This is a genomic window from Photobacterium sp. WH77 (genome assembly GCF_022014395.1).
GTDB classification, from domain to species: Bacteria; Pseudomonadota; Gammaproteobacteria; order Enterobacterales; family Vibrionaceae; genus Photobacterium; species Photobacterium arenosum.
Map to the genome: position 1 here is coordinate 98,150 of NZ_JAKLTE010000015.1, position 22,627 is coordinate 120,776.

Here is a 22,627-nt window from a genome sequence, read left to right on the forward strand (position 1 = left end):
TACATCACAGCTGATATTGTGGCAAGGCGATAGAGCAACTATCCAAGAGTGACTTTGACTGCGCTTGTGCGCTTTTTTTGACGCTCCACTTTTCATCATCGCGGATGAAAAGTGCTATCGATTGTTGGAGGCCAGCTATGGCTCATGCTCACTCTGTATTAGATTTTCATTCTTTCACCGCTCAGACACTGGCGGCTGACGAGGTTCAGTTAATTGAATCTTCAGTGGCACAGTTCGGTGCGCCGTTATTACTGCTCGATTGCGATGTGATTCGCCAGCAGTATCGTGCACTCAATAATGCGTTGCCTAATGTGACCCTTCACTTCGCGCTCAAGCCGCTGCCGCACCCGGCTGTGGTGAGAACTTTGCTGGAAGAAGGGGCCAGTTTTGATCTGGCAACCAGTGGTGAAGTGGAGCTGGTGGCGCAGGAAGGTGTCCCTGCCGAGCGCACTATTCACACCCACCCGATTAAGCGTGACGCTGATATTCGCGACGCGCTGGCGTACGGCTGCACTGTGTTTGTGGTGGATAACCTGAACGAGCTGGCGAAGTTCAAACCGTATCACAACGACGTTGAATTGCTGGTGCGTCTGAGTTTCCGTAACGCTGAGGCCTTTGCCGATTTGTCGAAGAAGTTCGGCTGTTCACCGGAGCAGGCGCTGACGATTATTGAAACGGCTCAAGCCTGGAATATCCGTATTAAAGGCCTGTCGTTCCATGTGGGATCACAAACCCTGCATCCGCAGAAATACGTTGATGCGATCCGCACTTGTAAGCAAGTGATGGAGCAGGTGGTGGAACGTGGTTTACCGGCGCTGAGCACGCTGGACATTGGCGGCGGTTTTCCGGTTTCTTACTCGCAGCAGGTGATGCCGATTGACCAGTTCTGTGTGCCGATTAACGAGGCGCTGAACGAACTGCCTGAAACGGTTCAGGTGCTGGCAGAACCGGGCCGCTTTATTGTGGCGCAGTCGGTCACCAGTATCGCGTCTGTGATGGGGCAGGCTGAGCGTGACGGTCAGATGTGGTATTACCTGGACGACGGGATTTACGGTTCGTTCAGTGGTTTGATGTTTGACGACGCCCAGTATCCGCTGGTGACTCTGAAGCAGGATGGTGAGTACGCGCCGAGTGTACTGGCCGGCCCGACCTGCGACAGCATTGATGTGATCGCTGAAAATATCATGCTGCCGAAACTGGATAACGGTGATGTGATCATCGGCCGCATGATGGGCGCTTACACCAGCGCGACCGCGACCGATTTTAACTTCTTTAAACGTGCGCAGACGGTATTGCTCAATGAGCATGACCAAAGCTGCGAACGTATGATTGGCTGATGGAATCAGTAAGCCCTCACTTCGGTGGGGGCTTTTTCTTTGCGGCTTGTTCTACGCGGTTAGATACAGAGAATGGCGGTGCGATTGTTCATCGAAGGCTAAGTCTTGCCTTTCTGATGCTCTTCATTTTCAAGCGCTTTGCTGGTGATTTCCTGATATAGCCCGATAAGGCTCGTGACCAGGTTTTGCCACTCGGGGTGGCGCTCAACAATAGGCATGATACGCTGAGCATCTTCGAAGACTTCTTTCAGAAATTGAATATCATGTTCATTCAGGGTTTCACCATTGTCTACCCGCTTTTTCATGGCTAATGCTCTGGGTAAACGCTGAGATTCCAGGCGCACAGCCAGAGCCTGTAAAATCCCCGCCTCTTTTTCTTTGTTATCCATAGAAGTACCTGCAAATCGACAGAACAGATGACTTGAGTGTAGTCGCTGATTTTGGAGAGGGCATGCTGACGATTGCTTTGCCGGCTGGCACAGGATCGTGAGGTATTCACAGACAATTTGAGGTGAGCGCCTTGCTCGCTGTTTACTGATATGCTGATTGTGATGACAGAGACGAGGACACATTATGAGTGATCAAGTTTTATCGCTGGTACTGGCACTCAATACTGAGTTGCCGGATCGTGATGCGCAGATTAACGCGGCGGTGAAGTCGGCGGAAAGTGAGTTTCAGCCATTGCTTCATCAACTGGCCTGGACGGATGATCGGCACATGAGCATTGTGCCGGATTCGATGACGATAAAAGACATTGTTATTGCGGGAACAAAGGTCACTGTGACAGTAGATTTTAACTGGTCGATCTTTGAGGCTTGCCTAATTGTGGATCATGTCTCAAAGAACGAAGCAAAACTGCAGTTTGAACTGGTGGACGATTCGCTGGTGATGAACCAGGCATTTCCGCCGCGCTGGCGTTACGACCAATAATCATGGATGTCATCTGAGGCCGATTATTTGGCACGGTTCAAAATCAGCGTTCCTGTTGGTGCGTGTGGGGCAATGAACCAGGGGCGGGGCATGATATCCAGACCCAGGTTGCGATCATACTTGGATTCAATGTCAAGCAAGGGGGTGTAGGTGTCCATTTCGCTCTGGCTGGTGTAAACCAGTACATAGTGAACCGGAGGATGGTACAAACTGAGAGGCAGGGTGATTTCGAGTCTATCCGGCTCCTGATAGGAGAAAGGGCGGTAGCGATAGGCTGTCAGGCTGTCGATCAGCAGGAAATCTTCAGTATAAAACTGCACTTGGGGGGCAAAGACGGTCTGGCTGACGAGGCTTGTCAATATCAGATCTTGCCGTCTGAGGTGAGGGGTGAGTTTTATCAGTTTGACGAAACTGCGCCCGGACGATAGTTCTGCGATCACATCATCGCGCGAGAGGGTAAAAAGCACGGGTAATTCATCGCAGCAGTCCAGCGAAGGTAATTCCCTCACGACGGTAAACAATCTGGTCGCTGAGTCTAAGTGCTGACGTGCATTTTTTGATTCAGTGACACTGATATTGGGCACGCCATTGACCGTGTTGGGACTAAAGCCGTCTGTCAGCGAACAACTTGTTAATATCAGTGCCAGTAAGCAAGCAGGCAGGAAGCGCATATTGGCCTCAGTAGTGTTTTACCACCATGTTTCAAACATAGCATCTGCTGCTGCGGTTGATGGTGTTCAGCGCGACAAGCCGCTGGTAAAGCCAGCCGTCCTTTTCCTCACACTTTCATTTTCGTATTGCATGTCTTGCAGCGGTAGATTGCACGGCAGGTAAACTTTTCCCATAGTGTTCGTTTCACACGGTAGAGCATTGGATTATCGCAACACATTGTTCCCTCAGATCTTTCAACAGAGACGGATGCCGCCAGTGTAATCCGTCCCCTTACTTATCAGTGTGACAGATATCACATCGGTTTTCTTGGTGACATAAAGCTGACTGCTACGTGACGTTAAATTGACTTTTCGTAGCGGTTTTTTGCTTCTTAGACTTTTGAAACAAGACATTGCGTATGAAGTATCGGGACTGTGTAAGCAGGGTAAGAGGGAAGAGGGAAGAGGGAAGAGGACAGGAAGTGTTCAGGCGTTCGTTCAGGCGTTAATGGGAGCTTTGCTCCCATTGAAAATGAATGGTAAAGCTCAAAAGGAGGGGAACTCAGAAGGCCGGAATCTGATTGATGCAGCGTTAGACTTTCGTTTTCTTGTTGCAGTTTTTACAAAGGTAGATGGCTTTACAGGTCAATCGTTGCCAGATGGCACGTTTAACCCGCATTAAATCAGGGGAATCACAACACATTTTTTTTCCTTTTTTCGTGTGTTTTTTGACGACCAACAGATTGTAATGCACATCGTTGCTCAATGGAAAGTGATATTGCTCGCAAAAAACTGCGGTCGGACATAGTAATGGCGTTGAATGGAGGGGTTTTTGACGCTGAAGTTCAGGGGATTAGTGGCGTGTGACGAATTTTTGACGAGACGCAGGTATAAAAAATGCCGAACAAATGCCGGCATCATTTTGACGATTTCCATTTGTTATCTGGTTCAGCCCAGCGCCAGCCAGACACCCACACCCATCATTAACGTGCCGGCAATGCGGTTGAGATAACGCAGGTTGTCCCCTTTGGTCAGGAACAGCCGCAGGCTCTTGCCGCCGTTGGCGTAAACCAGTAAGGCAACGAACTCTGTCATCAGAATGACAGCCAGCAAACCTGCCATTTGAGGTGCCATCGGCATGTCAATGTTAATGAAAGGTGGCAGCAGAGAGATCATAAAGGCCCACCCTTTAGGGTTGGCAATAGCCGTGATGAATCCCTGAGAAATAAGCTGTCCGCGCTGTGTCACCGTAGGCGTTTCCAGGTTCAGCGACATTTTGCCCCGGTTACGCCACATGTTGATGCCCAGCCAGAACAGGTAAGCACCGCCAACCCATTTAAGGGCACTGAAAAGCTGAGGATAGTTCAGCATAACTGTGGCAACCCCCATCACAGCGGCAATGGCGACCAGAGCCACACCAAGCAATTCACCCACCATCATCCAGAGTGCGCGTTTAACACCAATGCTCATCCCCAGTGTCATAGCGAGTGTCATACACATACCAGGTGTAATAGAAACAAAGAAAAAAGTAGGGATAAATGCGCTTAGTAAGGTGAAATCCAACATATACATCCTGACATATGTGTTAACAAAACAGATTGTCAGTGTAATCAGTTCGCTGAGGCGATGGTAGTGTTTTGTGACATGACTTTTGGGTTGAAGACCCGGCGGAATGAAAATAAACAGTGAGGCGCTTCACGCTTTAGTACTCTCATTTTTTTGTCGTGGATCAGCACAGGTCTGACTGTTTTTATTGTGAGTATTGTTAATAATTTGACTGATTATCAGCCTGTTAGCGATTAAATGCTCGCTATCATAAATCGTTCTTGCCATAGAAGAGCTGGACAGTAATCGTGGTTTTAGAGTTAAAATGAGACTTTTGATATCAATTTAATTTGACGCGGCCGTATTTTGTGCATAAATTTAACTCAAATGAAATACCTTTAACATCTCGTAAACATCTTTCACTGAGAGCAAAAATATTTCATTCACTGGTTTATTTCTCAATCTGAAGCTTGGTCGCGGTATCACAAGCTGGTGGCAGTAGGTTGAAAGTTCGTAATCCCCCAAACAAAGGAGAGTGGGATGAGCAAGTTACGTGTCATGAAGAAATCGCTTCAGATGGTTACCGCCACTGTTGCACTGTCCATTCTGTCCGCTACCTCACCAGCTATGGCTGAAACCAAAGCGCCAACGGCGTTCAAGTGTAAGCCGGGTGAAACCTATTACATGAACGTGATGGTGTCCGGTGTGGAGTACTGGTTCCCTGTCTATGAAATGATGAAGGAAGCAGCACGTTCAATGGGCTGTAAAACTGTCTATACCGGCACGCCGGAATACGATGTGAATAAACAGCTCGCGTCATTTGAGCAGATACTGGCGAAGAAACCGGCCGGAATTTTGCTGCACCCCATGAACCCGGATCCCTTTATTGAACCCATTAACCGGGCGGCAGAAATGGGTATTCCTGTTGTGACCTTTGCAGCGGATTCACCTAACAGTAAGCGGGTGTCCTTTATTACCTCTGATAACTATCAGGAAGGTAAGTTCGCCGCCGATGCCGTGGCGGAAGACATGGGCGGTAAAGGTGAGTACGCGGTGCTGGAGAACCCGGGCCAGGATAACCACGACCGACGCGTGAGTGCTTTTATTGCGCGCATGAAATCAAAATGGCCTGACATGAAGCTGGTCTCGCGTGCGGCCAGTAATACCGATGCCACCAAAGCCTATAACTCTCTGATGACTATGGCACAGGCGCACCCGAACCTGGGCGCTGTCTTTATGCCTGAAGCAACCTCTGCCATGGGCGCAGCGCAGGCAGCCAAAGAGCTGGGCGGAAAAATCCGTGTGTTCAATGCCGACGTGAACGCCAAGATCCTCGACATGATCAAGCAAGGTGAAATCTTCGGTGCGGTGAACCCGAACCAGGGTATGCAGGGCTACATGGGCATGATGCTGCTGTATATGGCGGCGCATCCCGGCCTGATCGATCCGATGAACGATCATGACCGTGCCGGGTATAACCCAATGAGCGTGCCGTTCGTCGATAACGGTTTCTCTATCGTCACCAAAGCCAATGCTGATGATTTCTACTGGGATAAGTACCTGTCGAAACGCGGCACTAAAGGTATCAACGAGTAAATCCTACCCTGCTGAGGCCCGGTATCCGGGCCTCTTCCCTCAGCATACTCATGGAGGAGAGACGGTGGAAACGTCCAACACAACGCCAGTGCTTGAGATCCGAAATGTGACCAAAACCTTCGGTTCGACAACCGCGCTGAATAATATCCGCTTCGATTTACTGCCCGGTGAAGTGCATGCCATCGCCGGTGAAAACGGTGCCGGCAAGTCTACGCTGATGAAAATCATCGACGGCATACACCAGCCGGACAGCGGGGAAATGTTTATCAATGGCGAAAAAGTGGTGGTCAGCAGTCCGTTAGAAGCACAGAAGCTGGGCATCGGGTTTGTTCATCAGGAAATCGCACTCTGCTCTGATGTGTCAGTGGCTGAAAACATCATGATGGCGAAAATCAACAGCTCGGATGGCTGGCTGGTGGATTACAAAACCTTATATCGCGAAGCCTACGAGGTGGTCAGCCAGCTGGCCGATATAGACCCAAGACAGAAAGTGTCTGATCTGACTATCTCTAATCAGCAACTGGTGGAAATTGCCAAAGCTCTGGTGCTGGACTGCAAAATTCTGATCCTGGATGAGCCGACAGCGGCGCTGACGGATCAGGAAACCGACATCCTGTTTGCCATTATGCAGACGCTGAAAGCACAGGGGATCAGCATTATTTATATCAGTCACCGCATGGCGGAGATTTTTGAGCAGTGCGACCGGGTCAGCGTGTTCCGCGACGGTCATTACATACATACCAAACGGATAGAGGACACCACACCGCAGGCGATTGTTCAGAGCCTGGTCGGGCGTGAAATTGCCAACCTGTATCCGCCGAAATGCCAGGGTCAGGTCGAGAATAATCCTGTGATCCTTGACGTTGAAGGCCTGTCAGACGGGCAGAGATTTAACGACATTGATTTTAAGGTGTATCAGGGTGAAATCTTTGGCGTCGCCGGTCTGATTGGCGCCGGGCGTTCAGAAATGGTCAAGGGCCTGTGCGGCCTGTACACCAAACAGCGCGGCCAGCTGAGATTCAACGGCCAGCCGATCACCATTAACTGTTATCGCGATGCGATAGACAAAGGCATTGTCTATCTCTCGGAAGACCGTAAAGAAGAAGGTCTTTTTCTGGATTTATCCATTGCCGTTAATGTCTCTGCGCTCAAGCTGGAACTGGTGTCTGAGCACGGTCTGATCAGCAAAGACAAGGAATTTGATCAAACCCAGACCCTGACCGACAGACTGAACCTGAAAAGCGGCAGCCTGCATCATAAGGTGTCGTCGCTCAGCGGGGGCAACCAGCAGAAAGTCGCCCTGGCCAAAATCCTGTCGGTGAACCCTAAGCTCATCATTCTTGATGAGCCAACCCGGGGCATTGACGTGGGGGCAAAATCTGAAATTCACAAACTGATCCGCGATCTGGCAAACACAGGTGTCGGCATCATTGTCATCTCTTCAGAATTACCGGAAGTCATCGGCCTGAGTGACAGAGTCATGGTGATGCGCGAGTCGCGTCAGATGGGGCTGCTGACCGGGGATCACATTACTGAGCAGAATATCATGCACCTTGCGTCCGGTTCCGCGGAACTGACGCAGGCAGCCGTACAGGCGTAATGCAGGAGAACATAATAATGACTATTGAACATGTATCTACACCCGGCACTTCGGTTGCCGGTAAAAAACGTTCCTTCCGTGATGCGCTGGTGCGCGTCAGTCAGATGCGGGAATTCACGCTGATCCTCATCATAGTGGCGATGTTTATCGGCATGAGCTTTGCCTCACCGTATTTTCTGACCTGGGCCAATATGAAAGCCATGCTGCTGTCGTTTTCCACCGAAGGCATTGTGGTAGTCGGCATGACTATGCTGTTGATTGTCGGCGGGATTGACCTGTCGGTCGGCGCGGTGATGTGTCTGGCCATGGTGTTCGCCGCCAAGCTCTTCATGCTGGGCATGAACCCCTGGCTGGCCAGCCTGGCCTCCATTGGCTTCAGTGGTTTCATCGGCTGGCTGATGGGGCTGTGCGTCACGCGGCTGGGCCTGCACCACTTTATTGTCACTCTGGCCTTTATGGGGCTGGCGCGGGGGGCCAGCATGATCATCACTCAGGGCACACCCATTTCGCTGTTCACTCTGCCGCCTGAATTTAAGTTTGTCGGTCAGGGAACCCTGTTCGGAGTGCCGTTCTCTATCATCATTTTCTTTGTGGTGATCATTATCAGCGACTTCCTGCTGCGAAATGCCAAAGCCTTCCGCAAGATTTTCTACACCGGCAGTAACGAGAAAGCCGCGCAATATTCAGGCGTCAACACCAACAAGGTGAAGCTGTACGTCACCGTCTTGTCCTCCGCGCTCTGCGGTCTGGCCGGGATCATCTATATGTCGAAATTCGGTGCGGCAACGCCCAACTTCGGGGTCGGGCTGGAGCTGAACATTATTGCAGCAGCGGTGATCGGCGGCGCGAGCCTCAAAGGCGGCGAAGGCACCATCTTCGGAGCGATTCTGGGGATAGCGCTGCTGAGTGTGGTGTCCAGTTCACTGATTCTGCTCGATGTGTCTGTGTACTGGCAGGAGTTCATTAAAGGACTGATCCTGCTGGCGGCTGTGGCGGCGGATCACCATTTGCACCAGAAGTCGAAAGCCAAATCCTGAGAGGGCTGAACCTATGCAAACCACAACGAAAAGCCTGGATGTCTCCCGTCTGGTGAGCAAGGTGCTGTTCTCGCATTACAAAGAGAATCGCAGCCAGGCGGAGATCTCGAAAAGCCTGGATCTGTCACCGGCCAAGGTGAACCGCATTATCCGTCAGGCGCGGGAAGAGGGGCTGGTCGAAATTATCCTCAACATTCCGCACATGGGGGTAATGGAGCTGGAAAAGCAGCTGATGGCACGTACGGGTCTGCCTAAAGCGGTACTTTGTCCGTCCTATGCCGATGATCCTGTCGTTGGGTTTACGCAGATAGCGGAAGTGGCGGCGGAATTTTTACAGGACACCCTGCGTAAGAATGATGTCATCTGCATCAGCGGCGGCAAGGCACTGGCCACCATAGTGGATGTAATGAAGCCGGTTAAAGGCATGAAGGTGACTGTAGTGCCGGCCACCGGCGGGGTGCAGGGTACGCATTTTACCGATGTGAACTACCTGGCCTCGGCGCTGGCGGAAAAGCTGGGAGGCCGCTCGATGCAGCTTCATGCGCCCTTGTTTGCAGATACGCAATCGGACCGCGACATGCTGATCAACATGCGGGCCACCAAGGAAGTGCTGGAGATGGCCCGGCACGCCGACATTGCGCTGGCGGGCATCGGCGCGGTGGCGAAAGGCGACGAAAGCTATTTTGACTTGCGTCACTGGATCAACGGCGAAAAAGCCCTGGTGGCAGAGAGCCAGTGCAAAGGGGAAGTCTTTGCGCATCTGTATGACCAGTCCGGCTCGGCCTGCATTCCGGCGCTGAACAACAAGCTGGTCGGCCTGTCGCTGGCGGAAATGCGCCAGATCCCGGTCAGTATCGGCGTCGCAGCCGGGGCTGAAAAAGTGATGCCGATTGCTGCTGCGCTGCGCGGCGGTTTTCTCAATACACTGATCACTGATGAATCGACCGCACAGGGTGTGCTCGATGCATATTGAAACATAGAAGAATTGTTAACTTGAGAGGGATGACCATGAACAAAAGACAGTTAGGTTTTTCAGGTATTGATGCCTCGGTGATTGGCCTGGGCACCTGGGCTATGGGTGGCTGGATGTGGGGTGGCACCAATGAAAAGGAGGCCGTTGCCGCGATTCAGGAATCGATCACTTGCGGTGTCTCGCTGATTGACACGGCCCCGGCATACGGACTGGGCCGCTCGGAAGAACTGGTTGGTAAAGCCATCAAGGGCCAGCGCGATAAAGTGGTGCTGGCCACCAAATGCGGCCTGGTCTGGCACACTCAGAAAGGCAACCATTTCTTCGATGAAGAAGGCAAACCGGTACACCGTTATCTTGGCCGCGATGCTATTCAGTACGAACTGGAACAGAGTCTGCGTCGTCTGGGGACAGATTATATCGATCTCTACATCACCCACTGGCAGGACCCGACCACACCGATTGAAGAAACCATGGCGACCCTGATGGAGCTGAAACAACAGGGCAAGATCCGCGCGATTGGTGTCAGCAATATCAGCCTGGAAGGCCTGAAGCATTATCAGCAGTTCGGCACCGTCGATGCGGTGCAGGAAAAGTACAACATGATAGAACGTGAGCTTGAGCAGAGCCTGTTGCCGCATACCCGCGCCACCGGGGTGTCCTGCCTGAGTTATTCCTCGCTGGCACTTGGTCTGCTGAGCGGAAAAATCTCTGCCGACCGTAGGTTTGACGGCGACGATCAGCGGTTGTCGAATCCGTTATTTTCTCAGCCAAACCGTCAGATAGTGCAGCAGTTCTGCCAGTTGGTCACGCCGCTGGCTAACGATTATGGCATCTCGGTTGCGCAGCTGGTCATTGCCTGGACGCTGTCACAGCCGGGCATTACCTATGCCTTGTGCGGCGCCCGTAATCCGATCCAGGCGGCTGAGAATGCGCGGGCCGGAGAGGTAAATCTGGCTGCTGTGGATGTGGATACCATCAGCACGCTGGTGGCTCAGTCGCTCAGCCAGTTACAGACTGACTGATGTGATTCCCACCCACAATAAGAATCGATAAGGGGAGCAGTATGGCAGGCGATGGAACACAAAGGCGGGAACGATTACCCCAGGATGCGCATTTCGATGTAGTGATAGTCGGTGGCGGTATTAACGGTATCAGTGTGTACCGGGAGTTGTCTTTGCAGGGGGTGAAAGTCTTGCTGGTGGAGAAAGAAGATTTCTGCAGTAAAGCCAGCGCCGCCCTGTCGCGGATGATTCACGGTGGCTTGCGGTATCTTGAAAACGGCGAGTTTGCCCTGGTCAGGGAATCACTGGCAGAGCGTAACCGCCTGCTGGTCAATGCGCCGCATTATGTGCAGCCGCTGGTTACCACGATACCGATCTTTTCTCGCTGGTCCGGGCTGTTTTACGCGTTGTTTAACTTCACCGGACTGATGGACAAACCCAGTCGCCGCGGGGCGCTGGTGATTAAACTGGGGCTGTGGTTTTACGACTTTTTCACCCGTCGCGATCAGCGTCTGCCGAAACACCGTTTCTTTTCGCAGTCTGAAACGGTAGCACGCTGGCCACAGTTTGACTCTGCCGTCGCCTGCAGCGCCGATTATTACGATGCCTGGATCAGTGCCCCTGAGCGTCTGGCAATGGAGGTGCTGAGCGACACGGGCGAGCAAAGCGGCAGTCTGGCCTGTAACTATACCGAGCTGCTGGCACGGGACGGTCAGCGTTTTACCCTGCGTGACACCCTGACGGGGGAAACCAGCACGATCAGCGCAGACAAACTGGTCAATGCCACCGGGGCCTGGGTCGATCAGACCAATGATCGTCTGGGACTGGCCTCGGGCTATCTGCAGGGCACCAAAGGCTCGCACATTATTGTCCGCCACCCTGAGTTACTGGCCGAGCTGGACGGGCACATGGTGTTTTACGAGAACCCGGAAGGGCGGGTATGCATTCTGTTTCCCTACTACGGCAACGTACTGATCGGCTCGACAGACATTCCGGTGGCAGATCTGGATGCCGTGACCTGTACCGGTGAAGAAATTGATTACATGCTCGACTCACTGAAAGCCGTGTTTCCGGCACTGGTGATTGAGCGGGAAGACATAGTGTATCAGTTCAGCGGCGTACGCCCGTTGCCGTCGGTGAAAACCTCGACCACAGGGCAGATCCCGCGCAGTCATGCTCTGCGGGTGGACAGCACGGAAGACGGTCAGGTTCGCCTTTATTCTCTGATCGGCGGCAAATGGACGACATTTCGCGCCTTCGGGGAGGAAGTGGCCGATCAGATCTTATCGGATATGGCGCACACCCGCCGGATCTCAACCGCCGACCGGCCCATAGGCGGCGGCAGGGATTTCCCTGTGACAGATATCGAACGCAAAGCCTTTACTAAAGCAGCCCATGTCAAATATGCCCTGAGCGAAGCCAGAGCAGAGATGCTGCTGCAACGTTACGGCACTATGTGCCTGGCGGTGATGGCCTACCTGGCCGCCGGTGAGGATACGGTGCTGACCAGCCTGCCGGCGTACACCAGGCGCGAGCTGATGTATCTGATTGAACACGAGGTTGTGTGCCGCACGCTGGATGTGCTGCAGCGCCGCACTTCGGTGGCGATTCAAGGAGAGATAGACAATCAGGTGCTGGCTGAGGTGACTGAGCTGGTGGCCGCGACGCTGGGCTGGAATGAACAGCAAACGAAACAGGATCTGGCAGAAAGTTGTCGTCAGTTGCAGCTACATCATGGTCTGGCCGTCAGCACTGAGCAGGTTGAGCAAATCTGGACCACATCTTTTTCAGGAGGAAACTATGTATATCAGTAAGAAAGTAAGGATGAACCGGCTGTTTAACAACGGCCGTTGTCTGGACGTGGCACTGGATCACGGGGTGTGTAACGAGCCGTCTTTTCTCGATGGCCTGGAAAACATGGACTCTGTGGTCAGCCAGCTGGTGGAAGCCAGACCGGACGCGATTCAGATGAATTATGGTCAGAGCGACCTGCTGCAAAACGTTGACGGCAAAGACAAACCGGCTCTGGTGATGCGGCTGGATATGGGTAATCCGTACAACACGATTCGCCACCGTCATATGTGGGCTGTGATGCAAAATGATCAGGAGCCGGTACTGCAGGCGCTGCAGATGGACGCGGCTTGCGTGGTGGTCAACCTGTTTATGTTGCCTGATGAGCCGGATCTGTTCCGCCAGTGTGTGGTGAATATCAGCAAAGTGAAAAACGACTGCGACAAATACGGTATGCCGCTGATGATCGAGCCACTGGTGATGCAGCCGGCCAGTTCGGGTAAAGCCTATGCAGTAGACGGTGATGCGGAAAAGATAGTGACTCTGGTGCGTCTGGCCCGCGAAATGGGGGCAGACATCATCAAAGCCGATCCAACGGCTGATGCGTCGGAATTCCACCGTGTGGTCGAAGCGGCGCGTTGTCCTGTGCTGGTTCGCGGCGGCGGCAAAGAAGATGTCGAAGTGGTCTTCAGCAAGGCGCGTCAACTGCTGGATCAGGGCGCATTGGGTATGGTGTATGGCCGGAATATTTACCAGCACCCTAACCCGAGCCGCATCGTGCAGGCATTCATGGCAATGATCCACAACAACGCCAGCGTGTCTGATGCACTGGCCATTTATCAGCAGTAATTTTTCACTGTCAGCAAGAAAAGGAAGCAAGCAATGACACCATACGTACTGGGTATAGACTGCGGAAACACGGGAATAAAAGTGGCGCTCTTTGATTTACAGGGCCGCGAAATCGGTGCGCTGGGTGACAAAGTGGCGACGCATTTTCCTGCACCGGGTTTTGCTCAGTGCGATATGGCAGCGCTGTGGAGTCAGTGCGCGGTCCTGATACGTCGCTTACTGGAAGAATGGGCCGTGCAGTCCGGACAGGTGGTAGCTGTCGGGTGCAGCGGTCATGGTAACGGGCTGTATTTGCTGGATCACGAGGCGATGCCCCTGCTGGCGATCAAATCGCTCGATTGCCGCGCCGGTGATCTGGTGCAGACGATAAAAAATCAGCCCGACTATGAGTTGATTCAGGAGCTCAACCGTCAGGGTGTCTGGCCGTCGCAATCGGCCACACTGCTTTGCTGGCTCAAACAGTATCACCCGGAGACATACCAGAGCATCGGCAGCGTCCTGTTCTGTAAGGATTACCTGAATTTTTGCCTGACCGGCGAGATATCGACCGAGTACGGGGATCTCAGTGCCTCGGGTTTATACGATTTTTCAGCAGGAGAGGCGTCGGCCGCTTTACTTACTGCATTAGCTATTCCAGAGATGCAGCAGGCGATTCCCGACATCAGGGAATGTCAGGATGTTATGGGCCGGGTGAGCAGGGAAGCAGCGGCGTTAACTGGACTGAGCGAAGGCACACCTGTGGTCAGTGGCTGTTTTGATATCGTGGCCTGCGCTATCGGCTCAGGGGTCTGGCAAAGCCAGGCCGCCTCTGTGATTGCCGGTTCCTGGAGCATTAATCAGGTGGTGACGGACACCTTACCGGGCAGGGATGTCTTTATGGCCTGCCATTTTCCCGGCCAGCGTTATCTGGCGGTGGAGTCGAGTGCGACCTCGGCCTCGAACCTCGAATGGTTCATCTGTGAATTTTTCAAACAAGAAAAACAGCAAGCCAAAACCCACAATATTGATCTTTTTCAGCAACTTAATGCCATGGTGGCTGACACTGTGATCAGTGACGATCTGCCGCTGTTTCACCCTTACCTCTACGGAGGCTGTGATAATCAGCCGGTGCAGGGGAATTTTTTCGGGCTGGCCGGATGGCATAAAAAATCGGACTTACTCTATGCCGTTTATGAAGGCATTGTCTTTGGGCATTTAGAACATGTTGGTCAGCTCAGGCTGGCGGGTCAGCATATCGACACTGCGGTTCTCAGCGGCGGGGCCGCCAAAAGTCCGGTCTGGAGCCAGTTGTTTGCGGATGTGCTGGATGTCGCGATTCAGACCTCCGACTGCACCGAAGCCGGTGCCAGAGGAGCGGCGATGGCTGCCGCAACCGGTGCAGGCTGTTTCCCGGCTCTGCAGCAGGCGGTAGCCGCTATGGCCAAGCTCAATACGCCTCTTACGCCCAGGCCACAGCAGCAAGCCATTCTTCATCAGCGCTACCAACGCTACCTGGCGGTGTCGAACGCCTTGAAAGGGCTGATGTCATGACTCTCAGATAATTCACTTAATATCAATGGGTTAACTTCGCTGTTTCGGTGGCTGTGCTACCGGAACGGCTTTGCCGATCCTGATGTTCACCGACTTTGCTCACCCTCTCAAAATTGATTTATTTTGATATTTTTTGTCTCATTTTTATCGGTATGTGCTCTATATTATTAAGATGATTAAAAGGTGGAAAGGATGAAAGGGATGACACAACGAATCGTAATGCCCGGCCTGATGGAAATCGGGGCTGGCGCGCTGGATAAAGTGGCAGACATGCTGAAACTGCTGTCTTGCCGTCAGCCATTGATTATCAGCGACCGAGTGATGTCTGAGCTGGGTTATGTACGCCGGGTTGAAATCGCATTGGCGGCGGTAGGGTTGGAGTGCGGTGTCTTTCTGGATACCGAGCCGGAGCCGACTGAGGCCTCTATCCTGCCTGCGGTTGATCAGGTGGTGACAGGCCAGTTTGACTGCCTGATTGCGCTGGGCGGCGGGAGTGCCATTGACAGCGCAAAAGCCATTGGTTTACTGGCACAGCACGGCGGTCAGATGCGTGACTACAAAGTACCGCATGTGGTGACAGAAGCCATCTTGCCCGTGATTGCCATTCCGACCACGGCAGGCACGGGGTCGGAAGTTACCCGGGTGACCATCATCACAGATCAGGACACAGACGAGAAAATGCTGTGCATGGGGCCGGGACTGATCCCCCAGGCGGCGATCATCGACTATGAGCTGACCCTGTCGGTGCCGGCCCGTATCGCTGCCGATACCGGGATTGATGCGCTGACACACGCCATTGAAGCTTATGTCAGCGCCAAAGCCGGGGTGTTTTCCGATCAGCAGGCGCTGTCAGCCATGCACCTGATTGCGCCGAATCTTCGCGAAGCGGTGAATACCCCGGGCAATCATGATGCGAAAGAAAAACTGATGCTGGGAGCCACACTGGCCGGTATTGCGTTTTCCAATGCTTCTGTTGCTCTGGTGCACGGCATGAGCCGTCCGATTGGCGCCCATTTTCATGTCCCGCATGGCATGAGCAATGCCATGTTACTGCCCGCGATTACCGAGTTTTCTATTCCGGCCAGCATGACGCGTTATGCCGACTGCGCCCGCGCAATGGGGCTGGCTGATGACATCGTCAGTGATGAAGAAGCCGTGCAACGCCTGATGTCTGAGCTGACCCAGCTCAACGTCGATCTGCAGGTGCCGGCCATGTCGGATTTCGGGATTGATAAACAGCAATATCTTGAGTTGCTGGACACCATGGCGGAGCAGGCGCTGGCATCGGGTTCACCGAATAATAATCCGCGCATTCCGAGCAAGAATGAAGTGATTGAACTGTATAAAAAGGTATGGAGTTAATGATGATTGGAAATTACATCAACAGTGAATTAGTGCCAGTGACCTCAGATCGCAATCTGCCGGTCACGGATCCGGCCACCGGTAAAGTGATCGATCAGGTTGGCCTGTCCAGCGTGGCGGATACCGAGCAGGCAATCGCCAGCGCGGAAGCGGCATGGCCGGCCTGGGCGCAAATGACACCGCTTAATCGCTCGCGCATCCTGTTTCGCTTCAAAGCCTTGCTGGAACAGAACATGGACGAGCTGGCAACACTGATCAGCCGCGAGCACGGGAAAGTACACAGTGATGCGTTAGGCGAATTGACCCGCGGGCTGGAAGTGGTCGAATTTGCCTGCGGGATCCCGCACCTGCAAAAAGGCGAACACAGCCGCAATGTGGGTACCGACGTAGATTCGCATTCAATGCTGATGCCGCTGGGTGTTTGCGCGGGGATTACCCCCTTTAATTTCCCGGTCATGGTGCCCATGTGGATGTTCCCGATTGCCCTGGCAACCGGCAATACCTTCGTGCTGAAACCGTCTGAGAAAAACCCGTCCGCGGCACTGAGACTGGCGGAATTGCTGACCCAGGCCGGATTGCCGCCAGGGGTGTTTAATGTCGTGCAGGGCGATAAGGAATCGGTGGATGTGCTGCTGAGCGATGCCAGAGTCAAAGCAGTCAGTTTTGTCGGCTCGACTCCGATTGCGGAATACATCTATTCACAGGGCTCGGCACACGGCAAACGGGTGCAGGCACTGGGCGGTGCGAAAAACCATATGGTGGTGATGCCGGATGCGGATTTGGATCAGGCGGTTAATGCGCTGATGGGCGCCGCCTTTGGTGCGGCCGGAGAACGCTGCATGGCGATTTCTGTCGCGGTTGCCATTGGTGACGAAGTGGCCGATAAGCTGGCAGAGAAACTCACAGCCCGGATTCGTGAGTTACGGGTCGGGCCGGGCTATGGCCAGTCGGTTGAGAACGAAATGGGGCCGCTGATCACAGACGATCACATGAAACGCGTGAGCAGTTATATCGACAAAGGTGAAGCTGAAGGCGCCACTTTATTGGTGGATGGCCGTGATTATCAGGTTCCCGGCTTTGAAAACGGTTATTACGTTGGCGGCACTTTGTTTGATCACGTCACCCCCGGGATGACCATTTACCGCGAAGAAATCTTCGGGCCTGTCCTGTCAATGCTGCGCGCCCAGTCGCTGGATGAAGCCCTGACGCTGATCAATGAACATGAATTCGGGAACGGCACGGCGATTTTCACCGCCGACGGGGAAGCCGCGCGCCGGTTCAGCGATCAAGTGGAAGTGGGCATGGTGGGTGTCAACGTGCCGATTCCAGTGCCTATGGCTTTCCATTCTTTTGGTGGCTGGAAGCGTTCCCTGTTCGGGCCGCTGCACATGCACGGCAGCGATGGTGTGCGTTTCTTTACCCGCATGAAAACCATCACCACCCGCTGGCCGAAAAACCAGCAGCAACAGGCTGACTTTGTCATGCCGACCATGAAATAACACCTCAAAAGAGCGGCTTCCCAATGCAGGAAGCCGCCTCAATAATAAGCGGCTTACCGCCGCGACTCAGTTGGCGAAGTTTTGCAGTAATCACGATAAATCAACCCTACTCACTAACCGAGGTTGAGGGGCGGTCTCTGAACAGGCCCCATGCAGTTCAATTCTGCGCTAGTGATACAATAAATCATGGAGATCTTTCATGGCTGCAATACGGAAGCGATTTAACCGCTACCCCGGCATACGACCTGTGCTGGGCATGCTTGCCTCGCTCGGACTCAGTGCGTCAGTAATGGCGGTACAGGGGCCGGGGCTGGGTAATCTCAACTACAGTACAGGCGAAACTTTCACTCAGGTGTCTTACCCGCTGGTGGATGACACCACCGGATTTCTGCCGCCGGATTACCCCGGCAGAAAACATTATGGCGTGAATGTCATGACCATGCTCAATGGTTACATGGTGGGTATTTTTGCCCCTGACAGCGGCGGCGGCCCCGGTGGCTGGATTGCGCTGGACGCCTCAGACCCGACCAACCTGTCTTTGGTCAAGACGGTCTATGAACCCGATACCAGTAATCAGTACCGTACCGGTAACGGGCTGCGTACCGCGGAATTTCGCGAGCCGCATTCTTTTGGTCTGAGCGAAGGTAATCTGATTGCCATCCAGACCGGGAAAGGGATTGAAATATGGGATTGGTCTGATGTCAATAATCCTGTTCAGGTCTCCAAACTGCCCATCTCAGGAGTGAACTTCGGGGATTATAATAACGTGTCCTGGCAGCTGTTCTGGCAGGCACCTTATTTGTATGTGGCCCGTGGTAATGCCGGGTTAACCATAGTAGATACCAGCAACGTCAGTAACCCTTCGATAGTGAAAACCATTCCAACCTCGCAACTGGGCGGTTTCAATATCGGTCCGGTCTTTGTGGTGGGCAACAAGATGTTCCTGTCGAGCATGGAAACCACCGCCGGTTTTTCTATCCTGAACCTGGATGATCCGGAAACCCCGACGCTGGAGAAAACCCTCAGCTCCCTGCCGGAGAAATATTATGCCTCGTGCTGGGACGGTAAATATGCCTTCTTCGGCGCCCGCTCTACCGCGGACAAGCTGAGAATTTACGATACAACAACAACGCCCATGACACTGGTGCACGATCAGCTGTCCGGGTTTCAGAATCTGTACTGTAACGTGCAGGATCATAAGCTGTTTCTCGGCAACCAGGACGATATCTCAGTCTTGGATGTCAGCAATATCAGCAACATACAGCTATCAGGCAGCGGCTCGCTCAATGCCGCCGGCGGCGATACCGACCATGGTCAGGTGTTCCCGTTCGGCAATATGGTCTGGGTCGGCAATGATCACGGCACAGGCAGCGGTTTAATCGCCCATCAGGCCGGGCCAGACAATACGCCTCCGGCGATTGTTCACAGCAGTCCGGCTATCGATTCAACGCTGCAACCCCGTTCGTCCCGGGTCGGTATTGTCTTTTCCGACAGCCTGCTGATGGAGTCGGTCAACAGCAATACCTTTACCGTGACCAAGCTGGGCAGCAGTACCCCGGTCAGCGGCACCTACAGTGTGAACTTAGGGTTTGCCAACTTCACACCGGATAGCCAGTTAGATGCCGACAGCATTTATGTGGTTGAATTAGATGGCATTGAAGATTTTGCCGGTAACCCGCTGCCAGCGACCAGCTACCGTTTCTCCACCGGCTCTGTGGTGGGTCATGATATTACTCTTGGCAGCACGGCTCAGGTTACGCTGGGTACGCCCATTTCCTTCTCAGCCTCGGCTTCTCCTTTGCTGGGCGGTAATCTGGAGTATTCCTGGGACTTTGGTGACGGCACACCGCCAACCGCATTTTCCAGCAATGGCTCGGTCAGTCACACTTACAGCTCGCCAAATCACTGGAATGCCATTGTGACTGTACGAGAATCGGGCTCTCTGACCACGAGTAAAACGCAGCAGCATACCGTGTACAACCCGTTGACGCTGAACACGCCCACGACCGCCAGTACAATCGTGAAAGATGCCAACCGGGTGTACGCGGTCAATGAGGATAACGGCACCGTCTCGGCGATCAGCCAGGTCTCGCCGTTTGGTAAAGTGTGGGAAACCCAGGTCGGCGAGAAACCCCGCACCCTGGCGATTGCCCCTGATGGCAACCTCTGGGTGGCGAATCAGGACAGCGACAACATCAAAGTCTTGTCTGCCACCGGCAGCGTACTGCATACCATAGATCTGCCGCGCGCCAGCCAGCCGCATGGTGTGGTGTTTACACCGGATGGCAGTGCGGCGCTGGTCACTTTGCAGGCAACCGGCGAAGTGGTCAAAATCAACCCGTCGAACCGCACGATTACCGGCACGGTCAGTGTGGGCCAGAGCGCCAGAGGCATAGCAGTCGACAGCGATTCGGCCACCGCACTGGTCACACGTTTTATCTCACCTCAGTCGCACGCTGAAGTTGTGGCCGTGCATATCGGTTCGATGTCAGTGGACTCTGTGGTCAATCTGCAGAAAGACACCACCACTGTGGATGGCGAAGACAGAAGCCGCGGGATCCCGAATTATCTCAATGCGGTTACTATCTCGCCGGACGGTCAGTCGGCATGGATCCCGGCAATCAAAGCCAATGTGGATCGCGGTGAATACAATGAGGGGGATCCAAACCAGGCGCTGACCTTTGAAACCACCCTGCGTGCCATTACCTCGCAGATCAACCTCAACACACTGGCAGAAGTCCCCAGCCTGCAAATGGACATGGACGACAGGGCACAACCCAAAGCGCTGGTGTTCAGCGAGCTGGGCGATTATGTCTACATTGCGCTGGAAGGGCAAAACAGCGTCGAGGTGCGTGATGCCTATTCCCGTGAGCGGGCCAGTGAAATTGCAGATTCAGGTAAAGCCCCGCGAGGACTGGTGAAAGCCGGTAACTTGTTGTTTGTGCATAACTTCCTGTCGCGCACTGTTTCTGTTCATGACCTGTCACCGTTTGAAAATCAGGGCGAGGCCATTGCCAAGCTGGCGGATATTTCACTGGTGGCAAATGAAACCATGCATCCGCGCGTTCTGGCCGGTAAGCAGATTTTCTACAACGCCAGCGATGCGCGCATGACCAGGGATGGCTATATCTCGTGTGCCGGCTGCCATACAGACGGCGACAGTGATAACCGTGTCTGGGACTTTACCGACCGCGGTGAAGGGCTGCGCAATACCATTTCTCTGCTCGGCCGTGTCGGTATGGGGAATGGCCGAGTTCACTGGACAGCCAACTTCGATGAAATTCATGATTTTGAAAACGATATTCGTCTGGCGTTTCAGGGCGTGGGTTTTCTCGATGATGCGATCTTTGCGCTGACCTCGGACCCACTGGGCGCGAACAAAGCAGGCTACAGTGTCGATCTCGACAATCTGGCGTTTTACGTCAGCAGTCTGAATGCGTATCCACGCAGCCCGTACCGCAATCAGGACGGCAGTCTGACCGCGGCCGCATCGACAGGTAAGACGTTGTTTACCCAAAAAGGCTGCGACACCTGTCACAGCGGGGATTTCTATACCGATAATCAACGCCATGATGTCGGCACCATTCAGGCCTCGTCCGGTCAGGGCAGCGGTAATCCGCTTGGCGGCGTCGGCTTTGATACGCCAACCCTGGTTGGCGTCTGGTCAACGCCACCGTATTTCCATAACGGACAGGCCGCGACGCTCAATGATGTGCTGCAAACCGGTTCCCAGCACAGCGTCAGCAGTGCCAGCGAACGGGCAGCGCTGGTCGCTTATCTGGAGCAGATTGAGTACGAAGGACCGGAAATCGTAGTGCCTGAGCCACCGGCAGAAGCCACAGTGGTGTACCTGAGTGATATGGCAGAAGTGTCATCCAGCAATGGCTGGGGGCCGTTTGAAAAAGACGCCAGTAATGGCGAGGCCGCATCGGATGACGGCGGCACCATCTCAATTGGTGGCACCCAGTATCAGAAAGGTTTGGGTGTGCATGCCGAATCTGAAGTGGTGTACGACATCAGCGGTGGTGATTATACCCAGTTCCGCGCTTTTGTTGGGGTCGATGATGAAGTTGGCGGCAGCGGCAGCGTGGTGTTTGAAGTCTGGGTTGATGGTGTGCTGAGCTATCAGAGCGGCACGCTGACCGGTTCAGACACCGCCCAGTATGTCTCCATCAACCTGAGCCCGGATAACTATGAGCTGAAGCTGGTGGTGACAGGTGCCGGTAACGGTGTCGGTAGTGACCATGCCAGCTGGGGCGATGCCAAACTGCTGCAGTCTTCCGGGCAGAGTCAGTACAGCTATCTCAGCGACATGACTGAAACCGGCGCAGTGACCAACGGCTGGGGGCCACTGGAGAAAGACACCAGCAATGGCGAAGAGCTGGCTAATGACGGCAACCCGATCACGATTGGCGGTGCGGTCTACAGCAAAGGGCTGGGTGTGCATGCGGATTCAAGCATCACTTATACCCTGATTGCCGGTGAGTATGACCAGTTCCAGGCGGTGATCGGTGTGGATGATGAAGTGGGCAATAACGGCAGCGTGGTGTTTGAAGTCTGGCTGAACGGCAGTCTGGCTTATCAGAGTGTCACGCTGACCGGCAGTCAGGGACCGGTGAATGTGAATCTGCCGATCCCGTCCAATGTCACTGAGCTGAAATTGGTCGTGGGCACCGCGGGTGATGGCGATGGCTATGACCATGCAGATTGGGCTGATGCGCGGTTGAGGTACGCGAACTAGCGCTTTACTTTGGGGAGGTGGACTGGCTGACCGCCCGTTTTGCCCGGACTCTGTAGTGAGTTCGGGCATTTTTTATGTAGCCCAGCGAAGCGGGCAAACCCTGAAGCTGTACTCTATTTAAGGTCTGTCAGGTATGTCGCGCTTGGGTTCAGTGGCAATCTGAGCATTTACGGATGCGCGCCAGAC

At 53.7% G+C, this 22,627-nt stretch carries 16 protein-coding genes; 13 read left to right on the forward strand and 3 right to left on the reverse strand.

The features are described 5' to 3' along the window. Nucleotides 1-137: 137 nt before the first annotated feature. Nucleotides 138-1,337, forward strand: a complete 1,200-nt coding sequence (locus L6J37_RS15225; RefSeq protein ID WP_192014506.1) for a type III PLP-dependent enzyme — start codon at nt 138-140, stop codon at nt 1,335-1,337. Nucleotides 1,338-1,435: 98 nt separating this feature from the next. On the opposite strand, the gene L6J37_RS15230 is transcribed toward L6J37_RS15225, so the two are convergent. After that, nucleotides 1,436-1,726, reverse strand: a complete 291-nt coding sequence (locus L6J37_RS15230; protein ID WP_192014505.1) for a hypothetical protein — start codon at nt 1,724-1,726, stop codon at nt 1,436-1,438. Between the two features lie 184 nt (nt 1,727-1,910). On the opposite strand from L6J37_RS15230, the gene L6J37_RS15235 reads away from it, so the two are divergent. Next, nucleotides 1,911-2,267: a hypothetical protein gene (locus tag L6J37_RS15235; RefSeq protein ID WP_237795740.1), complete on the forward strand. Its 357-nt coding sequence runs from the start codon at nt 1,911-1,913 to the stop codon at nt 2,265-2,267. Nucleotides 2,268-2,290: 23 nt separating this feature from the next. On the opposite strand, the gene L6J37_RS15240 is transcribed toward L6J37_RS15235, so the two are convergent. After that, entirely contained in the window at nt 2,291-2,938 is a 648-nt protein-coding gene (locus tag L6J37_RS15240; protein ID WP_192014503.1) for a MalM family protein, read from the reverse strand. A gap of 927 nt (nt 2,939-3,865) precedes the next feature. Next, nucleotides 3,866-4,480, reverse strand: a complete 615-nt coding sequence (locus L6J37_RS15245; RefSeq protein WP_218386853.1) for a LysE family translocator — start codon at nt 4,478-4,480, stop codon at nt 3,866-3,868. Between the two features lie 522 nt (nt 4,481-5,002). Between L6J37_RS15245 and L6J37_RS15250 the strand changes: the two genes are divergently transcribed. The 11 genes from L6J37_RS15250 (at nt 5,003) to L6J37_RS15300 (ending at nt 22,441) form a co-directional block, all read left to right on the forward strand. Then, complete coding sequence (locus L6J37_RS15250) at nt 5,003-6,058, forward strand: substrate-binding domain-containing protein (RefSeq protein WP_225445010.1); 1,056 nt, start codon at nt 5,003-5,005, stop codon at nt 6,056-6,058. A 64-nt stretch (nt 6,059-6,122) separates the two neighbouring features. After that, nucleotides 6,123-7,658 (forward strand): sugar ABC transporter ATP-binding protein, encoded by a 1,536-nt coding sequence (locus L6J37_RS15255; protein ID WP_237795742.1) that lies wholly within the window; start codon nt 6,123-6,125, stop codon nt 7,656-7,658. Between the two features lie 17 nt (nt 7,659-7,675). Continuing rightward, nucleotides 7,676-8,695, forward strand: coding sequence for an ABC transporter permease (locus tag L6J37_RS15260; protein ID WP_237795744.1), 1,020 nt, complete (start codon nt 7,676-7,678; stop codon nt 8,693-8,695). 13 nt (nt 8,696-8,708) lie between these two features. After that, entirely contained in the window at nt 8,709-9,668 is a 960-nt protein-coding gene (locus L6J37_RS15265) for a sugar-binding transcriptional regulator (protein WP_218386784.1), read from the forward strand. 35 nt (nt 9,669-9,703) lie between these two features. Continuing rightward, nucleotides 9,704-10,690, forward strand: a complete 987-nt coding sequence (locus tag L6J37_RS15270; RefSeq protein WP_218386786.1) for an aldo/keto reductase — start codon at nt 9,704-9,706, stop codon at nt 10,688-10,690. A gap of 41 nt (nt 10,691-10,731) precedes the next feature. Next, the gene (locus tag L6J37_RS15275; protein ID WP_237795746.1) at nt 10,732-12,483 is read left to right on the forward strand and encodes a glycerol-3-phosphate dehydrogenase/oxidase; all 1,752 of its coding nucleotides are present in this window, start codon (nt 10,732-10,734) and stop codon (nt 12,481-12,483) included. Further along, nucleotides 12,470-13,309: a class I fructose-bisphosphate aldolase gene (locus L6J37_RS15280; RefSeq protein ID WP_027251177.1), complete on the forward strand. Its 840-nt coding sequence runs from the start codon at nt 12,470-12,472 to the stop codon at nt 13,307-13,309. The genes L6J37_RS15275 and L6J37_RS15280 overlap by 14 nt, the downstream gene beginning before the upstream one ends. Before the next feature lie 33 nt (nt 13,310-13,342). Continuing rightward, nucleotides 13,343-14,839, forward strand: coding sequence for an FGGY-family carbohydrate kinase (locus L6J37_RS15285; RefSeq protein WP_237795748.1), 1,497 nt, complete (start codon nt 13,343-13,345; stop codon nt 14,837-14,839). A 201-nt stretch (nt 14,840-15,040) separates the two neighbouring features. After that, nucleotides 15,041-16,201: an iron-containing alcohol dehydrogenase gene (locus L6J37_RS15290; RefSeq protein WP_237795749.1), complete on the forward strand. Its 1,161-nt coding sequence runs from the start codon at nt 15,041-15,043 to the stop codon at nt 16,199-16,201. A gap of 2 nt (nt 16,202-16,203) precedes the next feature. Next, nucleotides 16,204-17,700 (forward strand): CoA-acylating methylmalonate-semialdehyde dehydrogenase, encoded by a 1,497-nt coding sequence (locus tag L6J37_RS15295; protein ID WP_330872803.1) that lies wholly within the window; start codon nt 16,204-16,206, stop codon nt 17,698-17,700. A gap of 199 nt (nt 17,701-17,899) precedes the next feature. Next, on the forward strand, nt 17,900-22,441 hold the full coding sequence (locus L6J37_RS15300) for an NPCBM/NEW2 domain-containing protein (RefSeq protein WP_237795751.1): 4,542 nt from the start codon (nt 17,900-17,902) through the stop codon (nt 22,439-22,441). The last annotated feature ends 186 nt before the right edge of the window (nt 22,442-22,627 follow it).

Coding starts and splice junctions, on each gene's coding strand:
- L6J37_RS15265 (WP_218386784.1), top strand. CDS start 8,709: ATGCAAACCACAACGAAAAGCCTGGATGTCTCCCGTCTGGTGAGCAAG.
- L6J37_RS15275 (WP_237795746.1), top strand. CDS start 10,732: ATGGCAGGCGATGGAACACAAAGGCGGGAACGATTACCCCAGGATGCG.
- L6J37_RS15230 (WP_192014505.1), bottom strand. CDS start 1,726: ATGGATAACAAAGAAAAAGAGGCGGGGATTTTACAGGCTCTGGCTGTG.
- L6J37_RS15250 (WP_225445010.1), top strand. CDS start 5,003: ATGAGCAAGTTACGTGTCATGAAGAAATCGCTTCAGATGGTTACCGCC.
- L6J37_RS15260 (WP_237795744.1), top strand. CDS start 7,676: ATGACTATTGAACATGTATCTACACCCGGCACTTCGGTTGCCGGTAAA.
- L6J37_RS15285 (WP_237795748.1), top strand. CDS start 13,343: ATGACACCATACGTACTGGGTATAGACTGCGGAAACACGGGAATAAAA.
- L6J37_RS15300 (WP_237795751.1), top strand. CDS start 17,900: ATGGCTGCAATACGGAAGCGATTTAACCGCTACCCCGGCATACGACCT.
- L6J37_RS15225 (WP_192014506.1), top strand. CDS start 138: ATGGCTCATGCTCACTCTGTATTAGATTTTCATTCTTTCACCGCTCAG.
- L6J37_RS15240 (WP_192014503.1), bottom strand. CDS start 2,938: ATGCGCTTCCTGCCTGCTTGCTTACTGGCACTGATATTAACAAGTTGT.
- L6J37_RS15290 (WP_237795749.1), top strand. CDS start 15,041: ATGACACAACGAATCGTAATGCCCGGCCTGATGGAAATCGGGGCTGGC.
- L6J37_RS15280 (WP_027251177.1), top strand. CDS start 12,470: ATGTATATCAGTAAGAAAGTAAGGATGAACCGGCTGTTTAACAACGGC.
- L6J37_RS15270 (WP_218386786.1), top strand. CDS start 9,704: ATGAACAAAAGACAGTTAGGTTTTTCAGGTATTGATGCCTCGGTGATT.
- L6J37_RS15235 (WP_237795740.1), top strand. CDS start 1,911: ATGAGTGATCAAGTTTTATCGCTGGTACTGGCACTCAATACTGAGTTG.
- L6J37_RS15295 (WP_330872803.1), top strand. CDS start 16,204: ATGATTGGAAATTACATCAACAGTGAATTAGTGCCAGTGACCTCAGAT.